The sequence below is a fragment of the Victivallis sp. genome (assembly GCF_048170485.1).
Classification (GTDB): Bacteria; Verrucomicrobiota; Lentisphaeria; order Victivallales; family Victivallaceae; genus Victivallis.
In genome coordinates this window covers 1-20178 of the sequence record NZ_DBEXAY010000032.1, presented here as the reverse complement: position 1 = coordinate 20178, position 20178 = coordinate 1, and the positions used below count along the sequence as shown (strand labels likewise).

General features: G+C 58.9%; 14 protein-coding genes. 7 read left to right on the top strand and 7 right to left on the bottom strand.

Annotated features, from left to right (window positions below; genetic code table 11):
* Positions 1–919 (top strand): EamA family transporter (locus tag ACMLHG_RS01620; protein WP_417169326.1); only part of this gene is annotated, 919 nt, incomplete at its 5' end.
* Positions 920–967: 48 nt separating this feature from the next.
* Here ACMLHG_RS01620 and ACMLHG_RS01615 read toward each other — a convergent pair.
* Complete coding sequence (locus tag ACMLHG_RS01615) at positions 968–2317, bottom strand: alpha-glucosidase/alpha-galactosidase (protein ID WP_294432820.1); 1350 nt, start codon at positions 2315–2317, stop codon at positions 968–970.
* A 229-nt stretch (positions 2318–2546) separates the two neighbouring features.
* Here ACMLHG_RS01615 and ACMLHG_RS01610 point away from each other — a divergent pair, with 229 nt between their 5' ends.
* Positions 2547–3416 carry a helix-turn-helix domain-containing protein gene (locus tag ACMLHG_RS01610; RefSeq protein ID WP_417169325.1) on the top strand — a complete coding sequence of 290 codons (870 nt, stop codon included), beginning with the start codon at positions 2547–2549 and terminating at the stop codon, positions 3414–3416.
* A gap of 28 nt (positions 3417–3444) precedes the next feature.
* On the opposite strand, the gene ACMLHG_RS01605 is transcribed toward ACMLHG_RS01610, so the two are convergent.
* Positions 3445–4974: a xylulokinase gene (locus ACMLHG_RS01605; protein WP_417169324.1), complete on the bottom strand. Its 1530-nt coding sequence runs from the start codon at positions 4972–4974 to the stop codon at positions 3445–3447.
* Between the two features lie 16 nt (positions 4975–4990).
* Positions 4991–6091 carry a TIM barrel protein gene (locus ACMLHG_RS01600; protein WP_295807123.1) on the bottom strand — a complete coding sequence of 367 codons (1101 nt, stop codon included), beginning with the start codon at positions 6089–6091 and terminating at the stop codon, positions 4991–4993.
* 100 nt (positions 6092–6191) lie between these two features.
* Between ACMLHG_RS01600 and ACMLHG_RS01595 the strand changes: the two genes are divergently transcribed.
* Positions 6192–7097 carry a helix-turn-helix domain-containing protein gene (locus tag ACMLHG_RS01595; protein WP_295807118.1) on the top strand — a complete coding sequence of 302 codons (906 nt, stop codon included), beginning with the start codon at positions 6192–6194 and terminating at the stop codon, positions 7095–7097.
* 231 nt (positions 7098–7328) lie between these two features.
* On the top strand, positions 7329–9386 hold the full coding sequence (locus ACMLHG_RS01590) for a hypothetical protein (RefSeq protein WP_417169323.1): 2058 nt from the start codon (positions 7329–7331) through the stop codon (positions 9384–9386).
* Positions 9387–9423: 37 nt separating this feature from the next.
* On the opposite strand, the gene ACMLHG_RS01585 is transcribed toward ACMLHG_RS01590, so the two are convergent.
* A complete protein-coding gene (locus tag ACMLHG_RS01585) occupies positions 9424–9942 on the bottom strand; it encodes a hypothetical protein (protein WP_417169322.1) in 519 nt (172 codons plus the stop codon).
* 27 nt (positions 9943–9969) lie between these two features.
* Here ACMLHG_RS01585 and ACMLHG_RS01580 point away from each other — a divergent pair, with 27 nt between their 5' ends.
* From ACMLHG_RS01580 to ACMLHG_RS01570, 3 genes are read left to right on the top strand one after another with little or no spacing between them, the layout of a single operon-like run.
* A complete protein-coding gene (locus ACMLHG_RS01580; protein ID WP_417169321.1) occupies positions 9970–10989 on the top strand; it encodes a GntR family transcriptional regulator in 1020 nt (339 codons plus the stop codon).
* Between the two features lie 11 nt (positions 10990–11000).
* A complete protein-coding gene (locus ACMLHG_RS01575; protein WP_417169320.1) occupies positions 11001–11750 on the top strand; it encodes a prepilin-type N-terminal cleavage/methylation domain-containing protein in 750 nt (249 codons plus the stop codon).
* A gap of 18 nt (positions 11751–11768) precedes the next feature.
* The gene (locus ACMLHG_RS01570) at positions 11769–15251 is read left to right on the top strand and encodes a sugar-binding protein (RefSeq protein ID WP_417169319.1); all 3483 of its coding nucleotides are present in this window, start codon (positions 11769–11771) and stop codon (positions 15249–15251) included.
* A gap of 320 nt (positions 15252–15571) precedes the next feature.
* On the opposite strand, the gene ACMLHG_RS01565 is transcribed toward ACMLHG_RS01570, so the two are convergent.
* From ACMLHG_RS01565 to ACMLHG_RS01555, 3 genes are all read right to left on the bottom strand, one after another.
* Positions 15572–18034, bottom strand: a complete 2463-nt coding sequence (locus ACMLHG_RS01565) for a hypothetical protein (protein WP_417169318.1) — start codon at positions 18032–18034, stop codon at positions 15572–15574.
* Between the two features lie 93 nt (positions 18035–18127).
* Positions 18128–18886, bottom strand: coding sequence for a DUF1559 domain-containing protein (locus ACMLHG_RS01560; protein ID WP_294432832.1), 759 nt, complete (start codon positions 18884–18886; stop codon positions 18128–18130).
* A 119-nt stretch (positions 18887–19005) separates the two neighbouring features.
* Entirely contained in the window at positions 19006–20115 is a 1110-nt protein-coding gene (locus tag ACMLHG_RS01555) for a GntR family transcriptional regulator (RefSeq protein WP_294432834.1), read from the bottom strand.
* Positions 20116–20178: the final 63 nt, after the last annotated feature.

The window sequence follows — 20178 nt, the reverse complement described above, 5'->3', positions numbered from 1 at the left end:
ACCCAGAGAAATAGAAATTATGCTTGCTGTCGGAATTCTTGCCGGAGTTGCCACCGCGTTGCTGCAGGCGATTTCGTATGTGTGCAGTGCGAGTTTTATGCAGAAATATCGCTCCTCACTGCGGCTGGTGATCTTTTCGCAACTGGTGATGGGGGCGTTCAGTCTGCTGTTTCTGCCGTTTTTCTTCCCGACCGGACTGAAAGGGCGGCTCTGGGAATTCTTCGGCTGGATCGTGGTGTGGGTGACGGTGTTCATTGTGGGACAGGTGGCGTTTTTCTCCTCCCTGCGTTCGATTGAGGCGAGCCGGATGTCGTCGCTGCTCGGACTCAAAATCGTCGTGCTCGCCTTTCTCTATGTCGCGGTGATGCGCGAATCGCTCGCCGCCGGGCAGTGGCTGGCGGTGGTGCTGAGCGCCGCCGCCGCGGTCGGCATGAACTGGAGCGGCGGCAACCACTTCACGCTGAAGGGATTGTTCTGGCTCCTGGTGACGCTGGTCTTCTACTCGTTGACCGATATGACCGAGAACCATCTGGTCCGGATGTCGGAGGGGGTCGGGATTCTGCGCACTGCGTTCGGCGTCGGAGTGACCTGTTACGCGATCCTCGGAGTTCTGACACTGCCGATGCTGTGGAAGTTCCGCTGGACGACGCGGCAGTTTGTTCTGGCCATCCCCTTTGCGGCGAGCTGGTTTTTCTCGCAGGTGGCGCTTTTTGTCTGCTTCGGTCTGCTGGGGACGGTGTTCGGCAACGTGATTCAGGCCAGCCGCGGATTGATTTCAATCGGCATCGGCATGCTGCTGCTCCACTGGGGGCTGGGGAAACTCGACGCCAGGATCAGCCGCAAAATGTGGTTGAGACGAATCGCCGCCGGCGTTCTGATGACGGCGGCGATCATTCTCTATGCCGTTTCCGGCGCGTAATGGCAGGATGCCGGGGAGCGGCCTTCGCCCTCTCCCCGGCAGGGAAGGTCAGCGGTACTTCGGCAGCATGTCGCCATGCGCCTTGATGAGATCGTCGCACAGCTTCACGATCGTGTCGATCGGCAGTTCGGCGCTGGTGTGGGGGTCCAGCATGGCCGCCTGATAGATGTGCTCCTTCTTGAGCGTGAGGGCCGCTTCGATGGTGAGCAGCTGAACGTTGATGTTGGTCATGTTCAGCGCCGCGCACTGCACCGGCAGCGCCCCGACGTGGGTTCCCTGCACGCCGCTGCCGTCGACCAGGCAGGGCACTTCGACCACCGCTTCCTTCGGCAGGTTGTCGATCAGGCCGTTGTTGAGGACGTTTCCGCCGATCTGGTACGGAGTGTTCGTCACGATGGCGTTCATGATGCCCGAACCGTATTCGCGCGAAAGCGTGTGCGAAAGATGCGGGTCGTTCGAGAGTTCCGCGTACTGCTTCTTCCAGCCTTCGATCTGCTTGATACAGCGGCGCGGATACTCGTCCAGCGGAATGTTCCACTCGGTGATGAGCTCCGGATAGGCGCTCTTGATCCAGTAGGGCTGATATTCGGCGTTATGTTCGCTCGATTCGGTGACGTAGTAGCCGAATTTGCGCATCATCTCGATGCGGATCATGTTGCCGGACTTGTCGGCGGGGGCGGCTTTGCGCCACTCTTTGATCTTCTTGTCGGCCAGTTTTTTGAGTTCCGGGTAGAGATCCTTGCCGTTCTCCTGAATCGACAGCAGCCACGCCATGTGGTTGATGCCGGCGATGTAGGTGCGGAGGTTCTTTTCGCGCTCTTCGTCGCACTCCAGCCCGAGGGTGGTCAGCAGGCTCTTGGCGCAGACCTGGACCGAGTGGCAGAGACCGACCGTCTTCACGCTGCTGCCGCGGAGCATCGCACCGGTGAGCATCGCCATCGGATTGGTGTAGTTGAGGAACCAGGCGTTCGGCGCGACCTCTTCGATGTCGCGGGCGAAGTCGAGCATCACCGGAATCGTCCGCAGTGCGCGGAAGATGCCGCCGATGCCGAGCGTGTCGGCGATGGTCTGGCGCAGGCCGTATTTCTTGGGAATCTCGAAGTCGATGACGGTCGAAGGCTCATACCCGCCGACCTGGATGGCGTTGACGACGAAGTCCGCGTTGCGGAGCGCCGCTTTGCGGGCGCGGACGCCGAGGTGGGTGGTGATCGTCGCCCGGTTGTCGTTGATGTTGGCATTCAGCGTCTTGAGGATGAATTCCGACTCTTTGAGCCGTTCGCCGTCGATGTCGTACAGCGCGAAGTGGGAATCCTTCAGCGCTTCGCGGCACATGCAGTCGCCGATGATGTTGCGGGCGAATACCGTGCTGCCTGCTCCCATGAATGTGATTTTCGCCATTTGAGCTTTCTCCGGATCCTGTGTGATGTTTCTGCGGGGGCAGGGGACCCCTTGTCCCCGCTCCTCCCGGTCGCTTCTATACAATAGTTGTTTTTATGGCGGATGTAAATATGAAAAACATGCTATTGATGGTAATTTTGTGCTTTTCTTCGACTTCGAAAATTTGAAAAGTGAGCTTGAAAATGGTACATTGTAGGAAAACATCCCAGAACAGAAGGTAAATCTGAGCGTGAATCCGGAATTTGTTCCCTTCCATGAATCCTACGCTCCGTTCTATTCGGAGCGGACGGTCCGGCTGCATGCGATGCTCATCAACTGCGGCCATCAGTGTGTGACCGGCGACTACTCCTGGGACGGCATGAAGCGGGGGCGCCACGACATGGTCATCTGGCAGTATACGCTCTCCGGAATGGGCCGGCTCCGCTTCGGCGAGCTGGAGTATCCGGTTCCGCCGGGGCGGGCCATGCTGCTGATCGCTCCGGAAAATCACTGCTACTTTCTGCCGGAGGATTCCCCCGGCTGGGAGTTCCTCTACGTGAGTTTTCACGGTTCCGAGGCGGTCCGGCTGGCGGGGGAGTTCCGCCGGCGGAACGGGGTGCTCGGCGATTTCTCCGCCGACTCCCGGACGGTCTCGGCCGCGTGGGAGATTCTGCGGATGTGCCGAGCCCGGCAGCTGGTTTCCCGCTATGACGCAAGTGCCGCGGCCTACCGGTTTCTGATGGCGCTTCTGGCCGACACGGACCGGGGCAAACAGGGGGAGTCCGACCGGTTCCACCGCAAGGTGCATGACTACTGCCTCGAGCACCTCGCCGAACCGCTCGACGTCGCTAAACTGGCGGAAGCTGTCGGATGCAGCCGCTCGCATTTTTCGCGCCGCTTCCGGAAAGAGGAGGGGATTTCGCCGCACGAATTCATCATCCGGCTGAAAATGCGCCTCGCAGTGCGGCTGCTGCAGACTACGACCGCGTCGGTCAAGGAGATCGCCGCCCAGTGCGGTTTCGACGATGTCAGCTACTTCTGCAAGGTGTTCCGCAAGGTGCATTCGCTCACGCCCGGCGAATATCGCTCCGGCGGCGCCGAAACCGGGGAGGAGAGGTGAGCTCCTCTCCCGCGTCGTGCCGCCCGGTTCAGGCCTGTTGAGCCGCCGCTTCGAAATCGCGGAACTGCTTCAGCATCTCCTGATAGAGTTCCGCATTCGCCGGATCGGGGTGCGTGATCTCCTGTGGACGACAGAAGCGGTCGGAAAGCCGTTCGAAGCTCATTTGTTCCACCGCGTTGGCCGCCCGGAACGCCGCACCCAGCCCGGCGGAGTTGGTCACTTGAATGGTCTCGATCTGCGCTTGAAAGACGTCGGCGAGAATCTGCCGGAAGCCGGTCGATTTCGACGCGCCGCCGGTCAGCCGGATGCGCCGGAATCTCTCCCCCTGCCAGCTGGAGTGAAGACGCAGACTCAGCGCCTGGGATTCCAGAATCGCGCGGATCTCTTCCGCCGGCGTCGCCTGCGTGTAGTTCCTCCGGACGCCCGGCCGGGGGACCGGAGGAGTGCTTTCCGGTTCGAAATAGGGCAGCATCAGGCGTCCGCCGTTCCCGGCGGAACTCTGCTCCAGTGCGTCCCGGTCGAAGAACTCCCAGTTCACGGTCAGTTCCCGGCGGATCGCCTCGCGGGCGAGCGAACCGTTGGTGAAGCAGATCAGGCTCATGAAGCCGCCCGCCGGATTGCCGAATACGTGGCCGCAGCCCTGCGGGTCGGTTTTGAATACCCGCATCGGCGCGAAAAAGGTGTCGCTGGTGCCGAGACTGATTCCCGCCAGTCCCGGGGTGGCGGCGCCGGTGCCGACCAGACTGTTCGGATTGTCGCCCGACCAGACCACGACCGGGATGCCCGGCCGGAGCCCGAACCGGCGGAACCAGCCGTCCAGCCCGCCTGCCACCGTCGCGGAGGGGACTGCCGGCGGGAGTTTCGCCATCAGGTCCGGCGCGGTGAATTCCACAATCGCCGGATCCCATTGCAACGTCTGCAGATTCAACAGATTCATGCCGGCGCCGTCGCCGAAATCGATCGGCGCGTCACTGCCGCAGAGTACCGAACAGAGAAAGGAGCTGACCAGATGGACCCGCCGTGTCCGACGCCATGCCTTCGGCTCCTCCCGGGCGAATTTGCGGATCTGCGGACCGGTGAAGCGCTCGATGGCCGGACTGCCGGTATCGCGTTGCAGCCGATCACCGAATGCCGCATCCAATTCGCGGCACTCGGTTGCGGTGGAGCGGTCCATCCAGATGGGGGCCACCGGGCGGGAGAGCCGCGGGCCGATCTGTTCGGCAAGGGAGCGCCCCGGCCGCAACGGTGAAAACTCCTCCCGGCAGTAGACGGAGCCGTGCTGCTGGCCGGAGCCGGAGATGCCGTCGATCCGGGCGAGATCGAACCCGGAGGCTGACAGTTGCTCCAGCGCGAGTTCCAGTCCGTCGAGCCACATCCGGGGATCAGCCTGTTTGATCCGGGGATCGGCATTGGGCCGGAAACCATCCGGCGCGTGATAGGAGGGCAGATCCCGGCCGAAATTTACCGAACTCTCCGCCGGAACGGTACCGTCTTCTGTATCGATGACGATACATTTCACGCTCTGCGTACTGACGTCAATGCCGAGATGGAATCCCATTTGCGCCGCTCCTGCTTCAGAGGTTGCACATCTGGCGGATGCTGGCAAGATCGGCGGCGGACTGGCTCAGTCCGGGCGCGGGGGCCTGAATGCGCTTCGCCAGCGCAATCGCGATGTCGACCGCTTCGGAGCAGTTGCGGATGAACTGCTTGCGGCATTCTGTCTGCTGCTGCGGATCCCCTTCGGCGCGCAGCATGTGGCAGTCGAATTCGACGACGCCTTTCCAGCCGATGTCGTGGAGCGCCTTGAACAGGAACACCGTCTCCTTCAGCCCTTCCGGACCGATCAGCGGCGGGAAGTCGTTGTCGAACTGGGCCTTGATCTGTGAACCGAAATGGAGGAACTTGAGTTTGCCCAGCGAGCAGAGATAGCTGACGGTCATCACGGCGTTGAGCAGGCACATGCTTTCATGCTGAAGAAGTTCCGGGTTGACGCCCCAGAACTCCGGCTGACGGAGTTTGCCGAGGATGAAGCCGACCGCGTGGCCGCTGGTCGGCAGGAACATCTGGCCGCGCGGCTCGTTCGGCTTGGGTTCGACGGTGGCGCCGATGTAGTTGGTCATCTTCTGTTCACGGATGTAATCGGTGACATGGTTCAGCCCCTCGGCCAGCCATTCGTACACGTTGGCCCAGTCGGTGCAGACGGGGACTTCGAAGCCGTCCCGCGCGACCCAGTAGACGTAGTATTTCGCACCGAGAACCCGGCCGATGCGCAGCGTGCGTTCCACCTTGCGAGCCGCCAGGGCACGGATGGCCGGGTCGGGATTGCAGAGGCCGCCGTTCCGGAAGATCCTGTTGCCGTGCAGACTGCAGATGGAGGCGTGCACCTCCACGCCGGCTTCGTCGAGAACCGCTTTGATTTCGCGCAGTCTCCGGCTGGCGTCGCTGGAGGGATCCAGATCATCCTCCGGCGCGTCCGGATTCCAGGGCACGAGATCGTCGTCGTGGTAGCTGGTCGCTTCGATCAGGCCTTCCCGCGCGGCCCAGGCGATCAGCCGGGCCATCTCGAGGGAGTCCCCTTTCTCCAGAACCGTTCCGCCGAAGGGGTCGCTCAATGGATTGCTGATGCACCAGAACGGCATGGAGCGCTGTGTGACGCAGTATTGATTGAAACGCATGGAACATCTCCCTGTTTGAAATGATTCTGCGATCTAGTATAGTGTTTCCGACAGAAAAAACCTTGACTATTTCCGCAAAAAAGGGTATAATATCGTCATTGTGAAAAAAACGATTCAAAAACTGGCGGGAACGTTCTATTTCGATTCCACCGGGTTCCCGTTTTCGATCCGGCGCGTGGAGGGAACCCGCGTCAGCCACGCTTACGACTTTACTGGAGTAATTCATCGCCATGATTTTACGGAAATCGTCATCATCTCCGGCGGCGTGGGGGAGCAGATTGTCGATGATGTGGCCGGCCGGGTCGGTACCGGAGATGTCTTCATCATCCAAAACCGGATGCGGCACGGATTTTCCGATTATCGATCGTTGAAAATCGTCAACGTCATGTTCGACCGCCGGCTGCTGCGCGGCACGGAGTCCTATTTCCGGAAACTGCCGGGATACAATGCGATCTTCCGCACGGTTCCGGGGCGGAGCGGGGCAGCGGAAACAATTGATGGTCATCTGAGGCTCGGGCGCGGTCAGCTGCATCAGCTCCTGGAACTGGTTGCTCATGCCGAAGAGGAGCTGCAGTTCCGGCGGGACGGGTTTGAAATCGCCTGCGTGACACTGCTGCAGAGCATGATTCTCCTGCTGTCCCGCTCGGTTGCGGAGGAGCAAACGGGCCCCGGCGAAGCGAGACTGCGGATCGGGCGGCTGCTGAGCGAACTGGAGACCGGATACGCTGACGAGTGGAGCCTCTCGCAGATGGCCCGGGCCAGTTCGATGTCGATCAGTACGCTTCTGCGGGTTTTCCGCGGTGCGACCGGCACGACGCCGGTCGAGTATCTGCTCCGGCTGCGGCTGGAACATGCGAAGGCGATGCTGGCCGAAACGGACTGGCCGATCGGTGAGATCGCACTGCGCTGCGGATTTCACGATTCCAACTACTTTTCCAAGAAGTTCACCGGGCGGTTTCTGCTTTCGCCGCGCCGGTTCCGGAAAAGTTCCGGTGGGGCGGTCTGATCTCCTGTTCTGCCGGCGGGCGGGGGAGGCGGCCGGGGGGCCCTTTTTTTCTGCTCAAAATGGCGGTTCCTCCGGCGGAATGAAGTTGAAAAATAAACAAGATGGAGTAAAGTATCTCCCGGCTGAGAAACATACCGCTTCGAACTGCCGCGGGAATTCCGTTTGAACACTCCCGGCGTTCGGCGATTCTACAGAAAAATAGTAAAAATTGAACTTCGAAAGCATCTTGTCATGTTGAATCCGACCCTGCCTGATCAGGCGTGGTACTCTCTGCGCCGCACACTGCCGCCCTGGAGATTTCAGGAGACCCTGGAAGAGCTCTGCCGGCTGGCCCCTCAATTTAAAATCGATGAAGTGATCGTGAAGATCGACACGGAGGAGTTCTCGCACGGGCATCCGTCGCTGGAATGGGCCGCCGCGTATCAGGAGAAACTCTTCGAGGTCCGCCGGAGGCTGGAGGAGCTGGGGATCGTCTATTCGCTGAATCCGTGGATCACCGCCGGCCATGCCGACCGCGGCCGGGATGATCGCGACCGTCTGCCGGGGCTGGAATGCATGGTAGGAGATGACGGTTCCGAGACGCATCATTGCGCCTGTTTCCTTTCGCCGGTATGGCGGGAGCATACCCGGAAGCTGTGGACCATCTACGCGCAGACCCATCCCCACATCATGTGGGTCGAAGATGACATCAGAACCTTCAACCATGAACCGGTGCGTTTCGGCTGCTTCTGCCCCCGGCATATGAAGTTGTTCAGCGAGCGCGTCGGCCGGGAGGTCAGCCGGGAGGAGCTGGTCCGCGCCATTCTGCAGCCGGGGCGTCCGCATCCGTGGCGCGCGGAGTATCTCCGGATGCAGCAGGAGGTCATGATCGAAACCGTCGCCTTCCTGGCGAAGGTGACGCACGAGGTTTCGCCGGAGACCTGCATGGGGCTGATGTCCAGCGGTCCCCGGCAGCATTGCGTGGAGGGGCGGGACTGGAAGCGGCTGGCCGAGGCGCTGGCGGACCATCGTCCGCTCTACAGCCGTCCGCCCATGGCCAACTACTGCGAAGAGTCCATGCGTGGATTCTACTACTCGCAGGACTCCATCAAGCTGACGCGCCACGCTCTGCCGGAGGGGGTGATCGAGCAGACGGAATGTGAAAGCGTGCCGTTCACCCGTTTCTCCAAGAGTGTGACCTTCACCTTTCTGGAAATTGCGGTTTCCATGGCTTACGGCTCCAGCGGCGTGACGCTGAATCTGTTTGACCACGCGGGGACGCCGATGCAGGATGAGATCCATTACGGTACGATGCTGGCGGAGAAAAAGCCGTTCCTGAACGAGCTGGCACGAGTTGCCAATCGGCCCGGCCGTTACCGGGGGGTCAAACTGCTTCACCGGGATGAGTTCAGCATGCGCAAGGTGCTGCCGGCCGGAGCCTCCTACCAGGATCTGGCGGAGGATGGCTTCCCGATGATGAGCGCGCTGGAGTCGATGGGGATTCCCACCACCTACGAGGAGTCCGGAATTCTCGCCCTCTCCGGGCAGAGCGCGCGGATGCTTTCGGATGAGGAGCTCAGGGAGTGGCTGACCCGCGGAGTGCTGCTGGACGGCGTCGCCGCCGGAATTCTGCTGGAGCGTGGCTTCGGGGCCGAGATCGGGCTGAAACGGATCGCGCCGCCCGCTGTCCGGGTCCAGCTGCCGTGGGTGGTTTCCGCGGAGGAGTTTCACAACGTCGAGTTCGGCGGAGCTCCCCGCAAATATTTGACGGCGACCCTGCCGTTCCTGAGTGCCGATGGCAGAATCTGTCCGCTGGAGGCGGCGGAGGGGGCGCAGGTGATCTCCTCCTGGGTGGACCCGGATACCAACCGGACTTCGCCGGCGATGATCGCATTTGAGAATGCCGGCGGCGGCCGGGTGATCGTGCACGGCATGGAGTATCAGAGCTGCTGCGGGGTCGCCTTCTGCCACCCGTTCCGCCGCAAACAGCTGCAGAGTGCGATCCGCTATCTCGGCAAGGGGAGCGAGGCGATGCTGTTCCAGTGCGACGGGGCGTATCCGCTCGCCTGGCGGCGGGATATGGCGGACTTCACCGTGATCGGCTGTTTCAACCTGAATCTCGATGCGTGGCCGGAGTGTTCGTTCGATCTCGGCTGGCAGGGGGCTGTCCCCCGGGTTCGCGTTCTGACCGCCTCGGGGAACTGGGAGGAGTGCTCCGGAATCGAGATGACGCAATCCGCCGGCCGTCTGCGGATTACCTGCCGGAACCGCGTCGAGCATCCGTTCCCCCTGGTGCTGAAGCTGGAATAGCGTCCGGCGGTCCGGGATAGGTCGGCTCCTCCGGCATTTACGGGTGATCGATGATGCGAAGGTCCCGAATCAAGAATGGCTGGTGATTAACCGGAGGATCCCAGCCGATCCGGATCATTTTCGCCTTTTCCGGCTCCGGCAGTATCTCGTCGAACGACACCCGGCGTTTCTCCCAGTCTTGCCCCGGATTGTGTGGTACCAGATGCAGGTCGTTTTGCCATGCTGACGGGTCCCGTCGTTGACCGCCATGAAGACGGCTTCCCGGGGAATGGTGTATTTGAGACCCCGAACCGGTGGGGGCGGGATAGACGCGATTTTGTCCGGTTGCCGGGCCGGGCGCAACAATCTCATGACCATTGCCGGGGAGCCGCAGACAGACACTTGCTGCATATCCTGCCGGATTACTTTCGGTAAAGTGAAAAGTGCTAAGCAACAAGATGTTGCTGTTGTGTTCCCCGGTGTTCTCCTGATCAATTGTAAAAAAATCTGTGTTTTTTTTCGCTCCATTATTGAAAAAACTCAAAAGCCAGTTTATATTGCCTGTAAAAACAAACATGTATTTTAATTTGTATGGAAATGGCGCATGGCAGGGCGAAAAAATTTGTTTGAGCCGGTCGCGGAGAAGTTCATGCTGCAGATCAGGGAGGGGTGTCTTGCTCCCGGCGAGAAGATGCCCTCGGAGCATGAACTCTGTCGACACTATTCGCTGAGCCGTTCTTCCATCCGGAAAGTTCTGGACTATCTGGAGCAGCGCGGGCTGATCCGTCGTGAGCCCGGGGTCGGAAGCTTTGTCTGCGAAAAGGATGCCGGACTGAACAAGCCGCTGACGATCGGCATGACCAGGCTGTACTCATTTTCCTATGCGTCCCCCATCATTCCCTGGGTGCAGCGAGTTGCCGCGGCGCAGAATTGTCATCTGCTGTTTGCCGACCCGCATGAATTGAACGCGGAGGGAAAATTGCCGTTCGACGCATTTTTTTATGTGGAAGCCGGCGGCGTTTCCCGGGCGCGGCTCGCCGAACTTTCCCGGCGTGGATTCCCGATTGCTGTGCTGAACCGGGATTGGCCGGAAGTCGCCACCTTCCGGGTGGATTTCTATGAAGAGGCGAAACGGGCGGTCCGCCTGCTTCAACGGCTCGGTTTGAAGAAAATCGGTGCGATTGATGGAGAGCGTTTCGGCAATTACAGCAATCCATGCCGCATGGCGGGCTACGAAGATGCGGTTTCGGAAACCGGCGGGAAACCGTTCAAACTGGTGCGGGATTTTGATTCTCTCGCCGCAGTGGATTCCATCGCCGGATTCATCCGGGAAACGCATCCGGACGCTCTGTTCCTGCCGCTCATCGGTGTGCTGGACTGGGTGCTTTTCGCCTGCAAACAGGCCGGACGTGTTCCCGGGCGCGATATTACGCTCTTCTGCTTCGACCGGCTGGAAGGCGAGATCTATGCCGACGCCGGAATCATTTATGCCGATATGCCCCTGGAAAAGATGGGCATGGATATGATGGAATATCTGATTGCCAAAGTACGGGATCCCGGTCTGCCGCTGCCACACGCGGTTTATGACGTCCGTTTCGTGATCTATAATCAACTGCTGAAATGAGGGAGAAGCACATGCGAGGAGATGAAAAACGGAGAGGTTTATTCACGTTAATCGAGCTTCTGATCGTGATTGCGATCATCGCAATTCTGGCAGGACTGCTTCTGCCCGCTCTGAATTCCGCACGGATGCGGGCCAACTCCGTCACCTGCCTGAACCAGCTCAGACAGATCGGCACCGGGATGATCAACTACACCCGGGATTATCAGGATTACGTACCGTTCTGCCGGCAGAAGTGGAACAATACCGCACAGTATATGGACAGCTGGATCGTGATGCTCTGGCCCTATGTCGGGAATTCAAGTTACGGCAATTTCTTTTCCGACCGGAAGACGATTTTTCTCTGTCCGGCGGCACCGCCGGAACAGGTGTATCAACATAGTTACCAGGATACGCTCTATTCGATTACCTCCTACGGGTGGAATGCCTACTGCGGACAGTGGACGGGAAGTGCGCAAAACAACGGTTTTGCTTCGGAACCGCGCATGGCGAAAAAGATCACCGCGAACAAACGTCCGAGCCGCGCCATCGTCTGTGCCGATGGTCAAATGCAGAAGGACGACCAGAAAAATATGCTGATTGTCTACGATTATACGACCGCGCTGGACCGACTTTCTCTGCGTCATCCGGGTGAGAGCGATCAGATGCTGTATGCCGACGGGCACGCCGGTGTTCTGCCGACGCTGCGATATGTTTCAAACAACAAAAAAGTACGGGAAATATTTCTGTTTGAAAATGCGGATGGAAACCGGTATTGGAATTAGTAGAAGGGAAAGTGGAAGATGAAGTTTTTTTTTGCGGTTGTCGCCTCTCTCGGCGTGATGAGTGCGGAGTGCGGAAACCTGATTTACAATGGCGGATTCGAGCTGGGTACCGATGGATTCGCACTGCACCGGATTGTCACCCGGAAAGACCGGCGGCATCTGCCGCTGGAGTTGGAAAAAGCAGATCCTGCACACGGGAACTGTTCCATTCGGATTCCCAATCCGGACGGGGACTATTTCGAGTTCTACGTCTCCTCGTTTGTGCTGAAACCCGACACGGTCTACACCTTCTCCATGACCGCGAAAACCGATGTCGCGGGCGGAGTGCCGGTGGAAGCGCTGATCCATGACATCCAGTGGAACACCAACCGTAAGACCTTTCAGGTCGGCGACCGGTATTCCCGATACAGTTTCCGCTTCAAAACCGGCGCGGCGGGCGGCCCGAATGTGATCCGGATCTGGTCGTTTCAGCGGACCGATCCGGAGGGCGGATGGAAAGGGAATCTCTGGCTGGATGATCTTTCCGTTACGGAGGATGGAGGAAGTCCCGGAGCCGTCTATGCCGGGATTGCCGGCCGTCGCTACTGCTGGAACATTGCGGAAAAGGAGAAATCCCCGTTCCGGCTGAAACTCCAGAACGACACGGCGCAGGAATACCGTGGAGCCTTGAAGGTGAAAACCGTTTCCGAATATGACGGTAAAACCATCCAGGAAGAGAGTGTGCCCGTCGAGCTGAAGGCGGGTGAAATCGCGGAGCTGCCGCTGCGCAGCCGCATTGCTCCGCAGTACGGCAGTTACACGCTTGAAGTAAGCGGCGACGGAATCGTCTCCCGGAAGCTTCCGTATGTGGTGATCGGCAGCATCGAGCGGAAACCGCGCAACTATGACCGGGATATCTGTGTCGGAATCAACGGCGGGCCGAAATTGACCAGCGGTTACACCAATCATAAGCTGATTCTTCGGAACGGATATTTCACTTCCAACGTCTCCGTGGAGGAGCGGTTCGCGCTTCTGCGCGATGCCGGAATCCGGCTCGTGCGGCTGTGGGACAGCGGCCGTCTGCCGACCGCCTGGGCGGCAACAGAACCGGTGAGGGGAGAATATGATTTCAGTTTTCTGGACTCCGTAACCGGACTTATGGAGAAATACGGGATGGTTCCGGTGCATGTGCTTGGCGGCGAGCTGTTCCGGCAGCCGTATCTGAAGACGGGATACGCGCGGGAGAATCCTTTGCCTGCCTGGGCGCTGCCGATGGCGGAACGTCCGGCGGAACATCCTCCTTACGCGATGCAGAAGCTGAAGGGATACATCGCTCTGCCGCCGATCGACTGCTGGAACGAGTACATGACCGCTCTGGCCCGGCATCTGAAGGGGAAACAAGCCTATTTCGAGTTCACCAACGAACCCAATCTCTATGTCACGCCGGAGGTGTATAACCGCTATCTCAAGGCGACGTGGGAGGGGCTGAAGGCGGGGGATGCAAACGCTCGGGTGGTTGGCTTCAGTGTCACTTCCGACTTCAAGGCGGACAGCAACAGCTGGTTCGAACAGGCGATCAAAGCGGGTGGGCTCGCCTGGTGTGACATTCTCAGTTTTCATCCCTACAGCATGCGGGAACTGGGGTCGTTGCAGCCCGCGGATGCGGCGATTCGGACGATTTTCGATCTGCAGAAGAAAGCGGGCAAAACTCTGCCCATCTGGAATACGGAACTTTACTACCTCTTTGATACACCCGCATCGACCGATCGGGCACAGAAGGAGAAAAAGGTGGAGTATCTGCTGACCCGGTTTCTGCTGGATTGCGGAGAGAACGTCGCACAATCGATCTCAATTCAGGAAGATATGCTGTGGCGGGATTCCAGTTATCTCACCTACGTCGGCGAATTGATTCCATCCACCTATTTTGTCGCCTGCAACACATTGGCCCGTCTGTTTGAAGGGGCGAAGGTGGTGGCGAAGCACCGTCTTCCGGCCGGCGTGATCTGCTACGTCTACCGCCGGGACGGAAAACTGATCGCCGCAGTCTGGAACTATGAGAAAAAAACAGGTGTGACGCTGGATCTTTCCCGGTTTGATGTGATGGATCTCTTCGGGAACCCGGTTGCGCCGGGCCTGAAGAAGGTCGGGCCGGCCCCCTGGCTGTTGACGCAGGGAAAGAGGAACGATGCGGAATTTCTCGCCGCCTGTGCCGCGTTGAAACCCCGTTTCGTCTTTCCGGTTCAGGTGTCGGACCGAGGCCGGGTGATACAGGGAAATGCCGTCGTCGGGCTTCACAATCAATCCGATGAGATCCGGCATTGCATCGTCGGTTTGAACGGCGGCGGCTACAGTGCGAAAGAGTGTGTCAAACTTTCTCTGCAGCCGGGGGAGAGCCGGATGGTTTCCATTCCGGTTCGCCGGATTCGCGGGGAGAAAACGCCGGCCCATGTGGTGATCTTTGACGGATCGACTTACCGGGTGCCGCTCTTGCTCTCCGAGAGTCCCGTGCTGGCGAATGGCTCGCCCCTGCAGCTTCGGTCTGCGGACGGCCGGCTTTCCGCCGAAGTGCGGACGGAGGTGAGAGAGAAACGTTTCCAAGTGAGTGTGGAGGTATGCGATTCGACCGATGCCGGTCCGAACGGAACGCGGGAACCGTGGGAGAGCGATTCAGTGGAGCTCTTTCTCGATCCGATCCCGCTGGTGTTGGCGGAGCGTTCGGCGCAGCGTTACAATGCGGAGACGTCGCGCGTCTTTCTTTCGCCGCGTGACCCGAAGCCGTTTCGGATCTGGTCGCAGCAGCTGCGGGAGGAGGATTGCCGCTGGGAGATTGCCCCGACCGCTTCCGGATATTCCGTCCGTTTTGAATGCCCGGCAAAAGGGGTTCCCTTCGGCTTCGGCATCAAGATCAACGACGCGGAGAATTCCGGAAGCAAAGCGGTGCGCAGCGTCGCCTGGGGCGCGGAGGGGAAAGCCTATGCGGATCGGTTCCAGTTCGGAATCATTCAGGAAACTCCGGTGGCAGCCCGCGGTTCTGCCGTCACCTCTCTGCTGACCGATGGCTCATTGGAAGCGGGCAAAATGACGGAGGATTGGAAGAAGAACTACTCTTCACCGGCTTATCCGGCGACGCTTGTGGAGAACCGGGATTTCTTCAACGGCACCCGCTGTATGAAGCTGACCGCTTCGCCGGAGGCGCTCCTTTCGGTAATTTCCCGGGATCTTCCCGCCATGCCCGGGCAGAAATTGAAACTCTCATTCTGGGCGAAAGGGGAGGGAATACGAGTTCTTGACTGCTGTATTGAGATCTGGAGTCCGGTGAAACACCGGGGTGAGCATCTCTATATCCGCCGGAAGTTCAATCTCGCGGATGACTGGAAGCCTTACGAACTCACCCTGGTTGTGTCGGAAGACACGAAGCGTTATCCGGATGTTCTGGATAAGACTGCCCGGATCAAGTTCTGGCTGCCGAAGGAGAAGGGGGCGGTCTACCTGGACGATATTTCCGTGCAGAGACTTCCTTGATGAGTGAATGCGGCGGTCCGGCATGAAGGAGCCGGACCGCTTTTTCCAGCCGTCCAACCGGGATTTTATGTCACACCGGCAAGGGGCGCATCGGTGTTGCCCCGCCGCCCCGCCGGAAAGAGACGAACCCTTTGTGATGAGAGTTGGCCGGATTTTTCGTTGATGCGTGAAAATTGCGCACCTCTTCTTCCGGCAGGTTGCGGTTGCCCGCGATACGCCTTTACCAGCTGCCGCTTTACGAAGCGCAACGGCTGTTGAAGGGAGATTCGGCTTGGAAGAGCCGCCGGGGAAGGCATGATGTTCCCCGGCTTCTCCGGCGTTTACGGGTGGTAGATGACGCGAAGGTTCCGAATCCAGAAGGTCTGTTGATTTACCAGAGGATTCAGGCCGATCCGGATCATTTTCGCCTTTTCCGGCTCCGGCAGTATCTCGTCGAACGACACCCGGCGTGTCTCCCACTCCGGCCCCGGATTGTGATACCAGATGTAGGTCGTTTTGCCATGCTGACGGGTCCAGTCATTGACCGCCATGAAGACGGCTTCGCGGGGGATGGAAGGTGTGGTCTTGATCTCGAAGACAACGGCCGCGGCATTGCGGAGCGTTTCGCCGCCGCGGAGGATGTATTCCGGATAGACCCAGCGGTCGCCGCGATCGCCGTGTACGGTGAACTTCCAGTCGAACCGGATTGCCTTCTCCGCAGGATCGAACCGGATCTCCATCGCTCCGGAACTGTTGGCTCGCCAGCGTTTCGGCTCCAGGATACCGGTGAACTCCCGGCTCGGGAAGCGGGAGAGCTTTCTCTCATACCGGTGGACCGGGATGATCAGCGGCGAAATCTTCTCCCCGCTGAAACTGCCTTCGAAATGAAGTTCCCCGTTGATTCCCGCCGCATCGAGTTGCGGTGTGACGGTCAGCGGAATTTCCAGGCAGGACATCGGCGCAACGGTGACGGGAGAGGTCGGCAGCCCGGAACAGCGTGCGCCGCCAAGCGTCACCATGCCGGTTTCGGGCTGGTTGGAGAGATTCCAGATCTGCAACGTGACCCGTCCGGAATCCTGTTTCATATCGACCGAATCGCGCGTATTGGAAACGGTGAATTCTGATGAGAGGTCCGCACGCAGAATCACATGTTTTCGAATCGTCGTTTTCGGAACTCCCGTTCCGGCGGGTTTGCGAAACGGTTTTGCCGGAACAAGTCCAGTCATTCCGGTCAGGTATGCCGGATAGCGGGAGGCAGTCAGTTTGAGGCAGCCCTGTTTTGCCGCCACCCGGCTCGCGGCACCGTAGAGAGCGCGGACAAGATAACTGCCATCGGCTGCCGGAAGCTGGAATTGACGCTCATACCTGTTCTCCGGGTGAGGATGAAATTGATCATATGGTTTTGTGTCCAGCTCGCTTTCGCTCCAGAAGGCGACCGTCTGCGTTCCGTCCGGCTGTCGGTAGAGCCAGGCACGGACGCCTGCCGGAGCCGAAAGTTCTCCCTGCAATGTCGCGTCGCCGAGCGTGTGGACGAGTGTGGCGAAGGCGTAGTAGGCGGGGCGGGCGGTGAAATCGCGATTCAACAGCCCCCAGTCGCGCGCGCCTTCCGTGTAGGGCGAAAGGACAAAAAAGAAATTCCGGGAAACGCCCAGACTCTGCATGAGAATCTGGGATTTCGGCACGAATTCCGCAACCAGATTCTCCTGCTCCGGCGAATAGCAGAGAATGTTGGGGATGTAGCTTTTTTTCTGAGCAAGTCCGGGGGCGAGTGTGCCGTTCTCCGTCACCCAGATCGCTTTGCCGGGGATGCCGGATTCCGCGAGAAAACGGTGGAAGCCGTTGATTCGCTTCGCGTAGTCACACAGCGGCGCATAGACGTGAAAGTTTGCAACGTCGAAGTAGTGTATGGCGCCGTTTTTCATGACGACGCGAGAATAATTTCGCACCGGAAACGCACTGAACGAGCCGTGAAGAAGCACCGCCTTCGGATTGCCGGCACGGTAGCCGAGCATGGCCGCCTTCAGCGCCGCCGCATAATCCCAGGCTCCCTCCATCGTATTGGCGACATCCTCCTCATTCCAGAACTCCCACCCTTCAATGGAGCCGCGGCCGCGTTCTGCGGCAATCCGGGCAAACCGGTAGGTTGCGGCAAGATCGTCCGGCAGATCGCGGTTCTTCCGTTTCGCCCATGCGGGCGCGCTGCTGTAAAAGGTGCAGACTTTCACCCCGCGTTTCCCGAGCTCCCAGGCGCTGGGGATATATTGGCGCCAGACGATCTTATCCGGAGTGGGATTCACTCCCGGCCAGCTCAGGCGGTCGCGGACCCAGCCGATGCCCGCCCGCCGGGCGGCTTCCGCCGCGAGATGAAATCCGGGGCCGGGGTGGCGGCTGTTCCGCAACTGGGCTCCGGCCAGCCAGCTCTGGGCGGAGTCTGCGGCGAAGATCATATCCGGATTGGGAGCTTTCTTTCGTTCCGGCACGATTCCGAACGGGACGGCGCCGGTGTAGTTACTCCCCTCCAGCCGGATGGTGTAGAAATCCCGCGGCAGGGAGTCAACGGTCAGAACGCCCCGGCCAGCCTCCGGCCACTCGCCGGAACGCACCGGCGTGTTCCGGGAGTCGAGAATCCGGTAGCGGACCGGTTTGACATAATTTTTACGAAGGGAGAAGCTTGGCGACTCCGATTCCAGATAGATTCCGGTAGTGTTTCCGATGACGATCGCGTCGCCGGAGTCGATCGGTTCCGAACAAACGGCAGTGAAAAGCGGGAGAACAGCAAGCAGACTCAGTAGATTTCTTTTCATGGTACAGAGAAATTTTTTTCAATACAGATTCAACAACGGCCCGTCCTGCCGGAGCACGACGCTTCGGCGGAACGGGGCCTTTTTTCATATCGTTTACCAGGCGGCCCGGCCGAATTGATCGACCCAGTAGGTATAGCCCCGCGATTTTAATTCCGAAGCAGAGAGGTATTCCACATGACCGTCCGCATAGGTGATGTTGGCCCCGACGGAATGAACCCAGCCGATGCCGCTGGGGCCGCCGGCGAATTTGTTGTTGGGAATGAAATAGGCGAACCCGCGGTTGGGCTGCGCCACATTGAAAGGCCGTCTGACATCGGCCAGAAACGGAATCCGGGAGAGCTGTTTCATCTTGGACAGGACAAAGAAGTGATTGGGATCAACCATGAGATAGTACTGCCCCATTTCCTCCCGGTTCAGCCAGTAGAATTCGTCGGTCCTGACATAACCCGCACCGCTGTCCGGGCGGTGAATGCCGATGGAGATATAGTTGAACTCCTCCTGGGTCGGATTCTGTTCCGTCGGGCAGGAAAATACGGTCCGGGGCAGCTTGTAGAGCTGGTTCATCACCGCCGCATAGGTGCCGTAGCCGCGCGCTGTTATCACAAAATAATTGGAGAAATCGCTGGAATACATCATTTCCGCTTTGCCTACCTGATTCATATTGGCCGAACAGGAGGCCCGTTTGGCCGTTTCCCGCGCCTTGTTCAGGGCAGGCAGCAGCAGAGCGGCGAGGATCGCAATGATAGCGATAACGATTAATAATTCAATCAAGGTAAAGTAAATGCTTTCCGATTCCGCTTTGTTGCCATGGGGAAATTTGTGTTTCTTGTGCAACGTCTTCATGACTGCCATTTCAACCATCTCCTTTGTTGGGTATGAGAATATCGGGTTGTATGCGATTGCTTCGCGGTCAAAACTCCAGTTGACGGAGAAAACGGAGAACGTCTGTCAGATTGAAAAACAACATGGCTTCAGGCGATCGAAATTTTACCGGGGCAGGCAGTTTGTTCTTCCATCTTCACCAGTGGCACCGGCACAATGATTCGGGAATCTTCTGGTTTCCTGCCATCGATCACATCGAGAAGCAGTTCAACCGCGGCACATGCAATTTTCTCCACATCGATATAGAAGTAATCGCCGATACAGTGCGGCGGCATGAAAAAGGGCAGCTGTTCACATCGCTCATAGATGAAATGCGGCACATTCCTCGTCCGTTCCCGCCAGTAAAGATAGGCGGTTGCGGCAATGGTGTCATCCGGAATCACCAGGCAGTCCGGCCGTTTCTCATCCGGCAGATTCCAGAGCCGGTCGAGTGCTTCGGTGATTCTGGCCTGCCGCTGTTCCTGATGCGGCTCCTCGTTGAACCGGTCCAGGCCGCAGCAGTAGGTATCTGCGTTTTCCGGGAAAAAGCGGGCGTAAAGGCCCCGGATCCCCTCCGGACGGGGGCCGTTGTAGGTGATGACGGCCGGGTGTGAGAACCCGCGTTCGCGGGCCAGTTGAAACGCTCTGCTGCAGAAGTCTTCCTGCTGCACAACGGCTCCGTATGGCCACGCGGCCGTCCCCACGGAGCAGACGGGAATTTTCCGGGTGCGGAAGAACTTCCGCGCCTCTTCGTCAAAAGAACTGGTCGTCAGAATTCCATCCAGATTGCGTCGGGCGATATTGCGAGCCAGGCCGTCATACATATCCAGAGAGTCGCACTCGCATTTCTGAATGTTCCGGCGAATGAAGGGAATTTCCTGGCAGGCATGGTCGACGAACTGTGTCCGCAAACTTTGCTGAAGTACAGCTCCATATGGATAGTTGGCGATGCGGAACTCCACCATCCCGATCCGCCGTCCGACGTAACCGTTGAAATTATCTTCCAGCAGGAAAACCCCTTTTTTGGGGCGGATTTCCAGAATGCCGTCGTCCGCGAACAGTTTGAGCGCCCGCTCAATAGTTACGGCTCCAACGCCGAGCCGGCTGCGCAGACAGGCCTGGGATGGCAGTTTGTCACCCCGTTTCAACCTGGCGCTCTTGATGAAGCTCACCAACTCCCGGCGAACCGCTTCTGTACGATTTTCCTGGCTGTTTTTCATGTGTAACCTACTTTTGGTTTACAAATATTATACCTGATTTCCAGAGGAAAGTCAAGAGGAAAA

Excerpts from the sequence above, each read along its gene's own strand:
- ACMLHG_RS01580 (WP_417169321.1), top strand. The coding sequence starts at position 9,970 with ATGGCAGGGCGAAAAAATTTGTTTGAGCCGGTCGCGGAGAAGTTCATG.
- ACMLHG_RS01585 (WP_417169322.1), bottom strand. The coding sequence starts at position 9,942 with ATGTTTGTTTTTACAGGCAATATAAACTGGCTTTTGAGTTTTTTCAAT.
- ACMLHG_RS01570 (WP_417169319.1), top strand. The coding sequence starts at position 11,769 with ATGAAGTTTTTTTTTGCGGTTGTCGCCTCTCTCGGCGTGATGAGTGCG.
- ACMLHG_RS01615 (WP_294432820.1), bottom strand. The coding sequence starts at position 2,317 with ATGGCGAAAATCACATTCATGGGAGCAGGCAGCACGGTATTCGCCCGC.
- ACMLHG_RS01590 (WP_417169323.1), top strand. The coding sequence starts at position 7,329 with ATGTTGAATCCGACCCTGCCTGATCAGGCGTGGTACTCTCTGCGCCGC.
- ACMLHG_RS01555 (WP_294432834.1), bottom strand. The coding sequence starts at position 20,115 with ATGAAAAACAGCCAGGAAAATCGTACAGAAGCGGTTCGCCGGGAGTTG.
- ACMLHG_RS01560 (WP_294432832.1), bottom strand. The coding sequence starts at position 18,886 with ATGGCAGTCATGAAGACGTTGCACAAGAAACACAAATTTCCCCATGGC.
- ACMLHG_RS01600 (WP_295807123.1), bottom strand. The coding sequence starts at position 6,091 with ATGCGTTTCAATCAATACTGCGTCACACAGCGCTCCATGCCGTTCTGG.
- ACMLHG_RS01605 (WP_417169324.1), bottom strand. The coding sequence starts at position 4,974 with ATGGGATTCCATCTCGGCATTGACGTCAGTACGCAGAGCGTGAAATGT.
- ACMLHG_RS01575 (WP_417169320.1), top strand. The coding sequence starts at position 11,001 with ATGCGAGGAGATGAAAAACGGAGAGGTTTATTCACGTTAATCGAGCTT.
- ACMLHG_RS01565 (WP_417169318.1), bottom strand. The coding sequence starts at position 18,034 with ATGAAAAGAAATCTACTGAGTCTGCTTGCTGTTCTCCCGCTTTTCACT.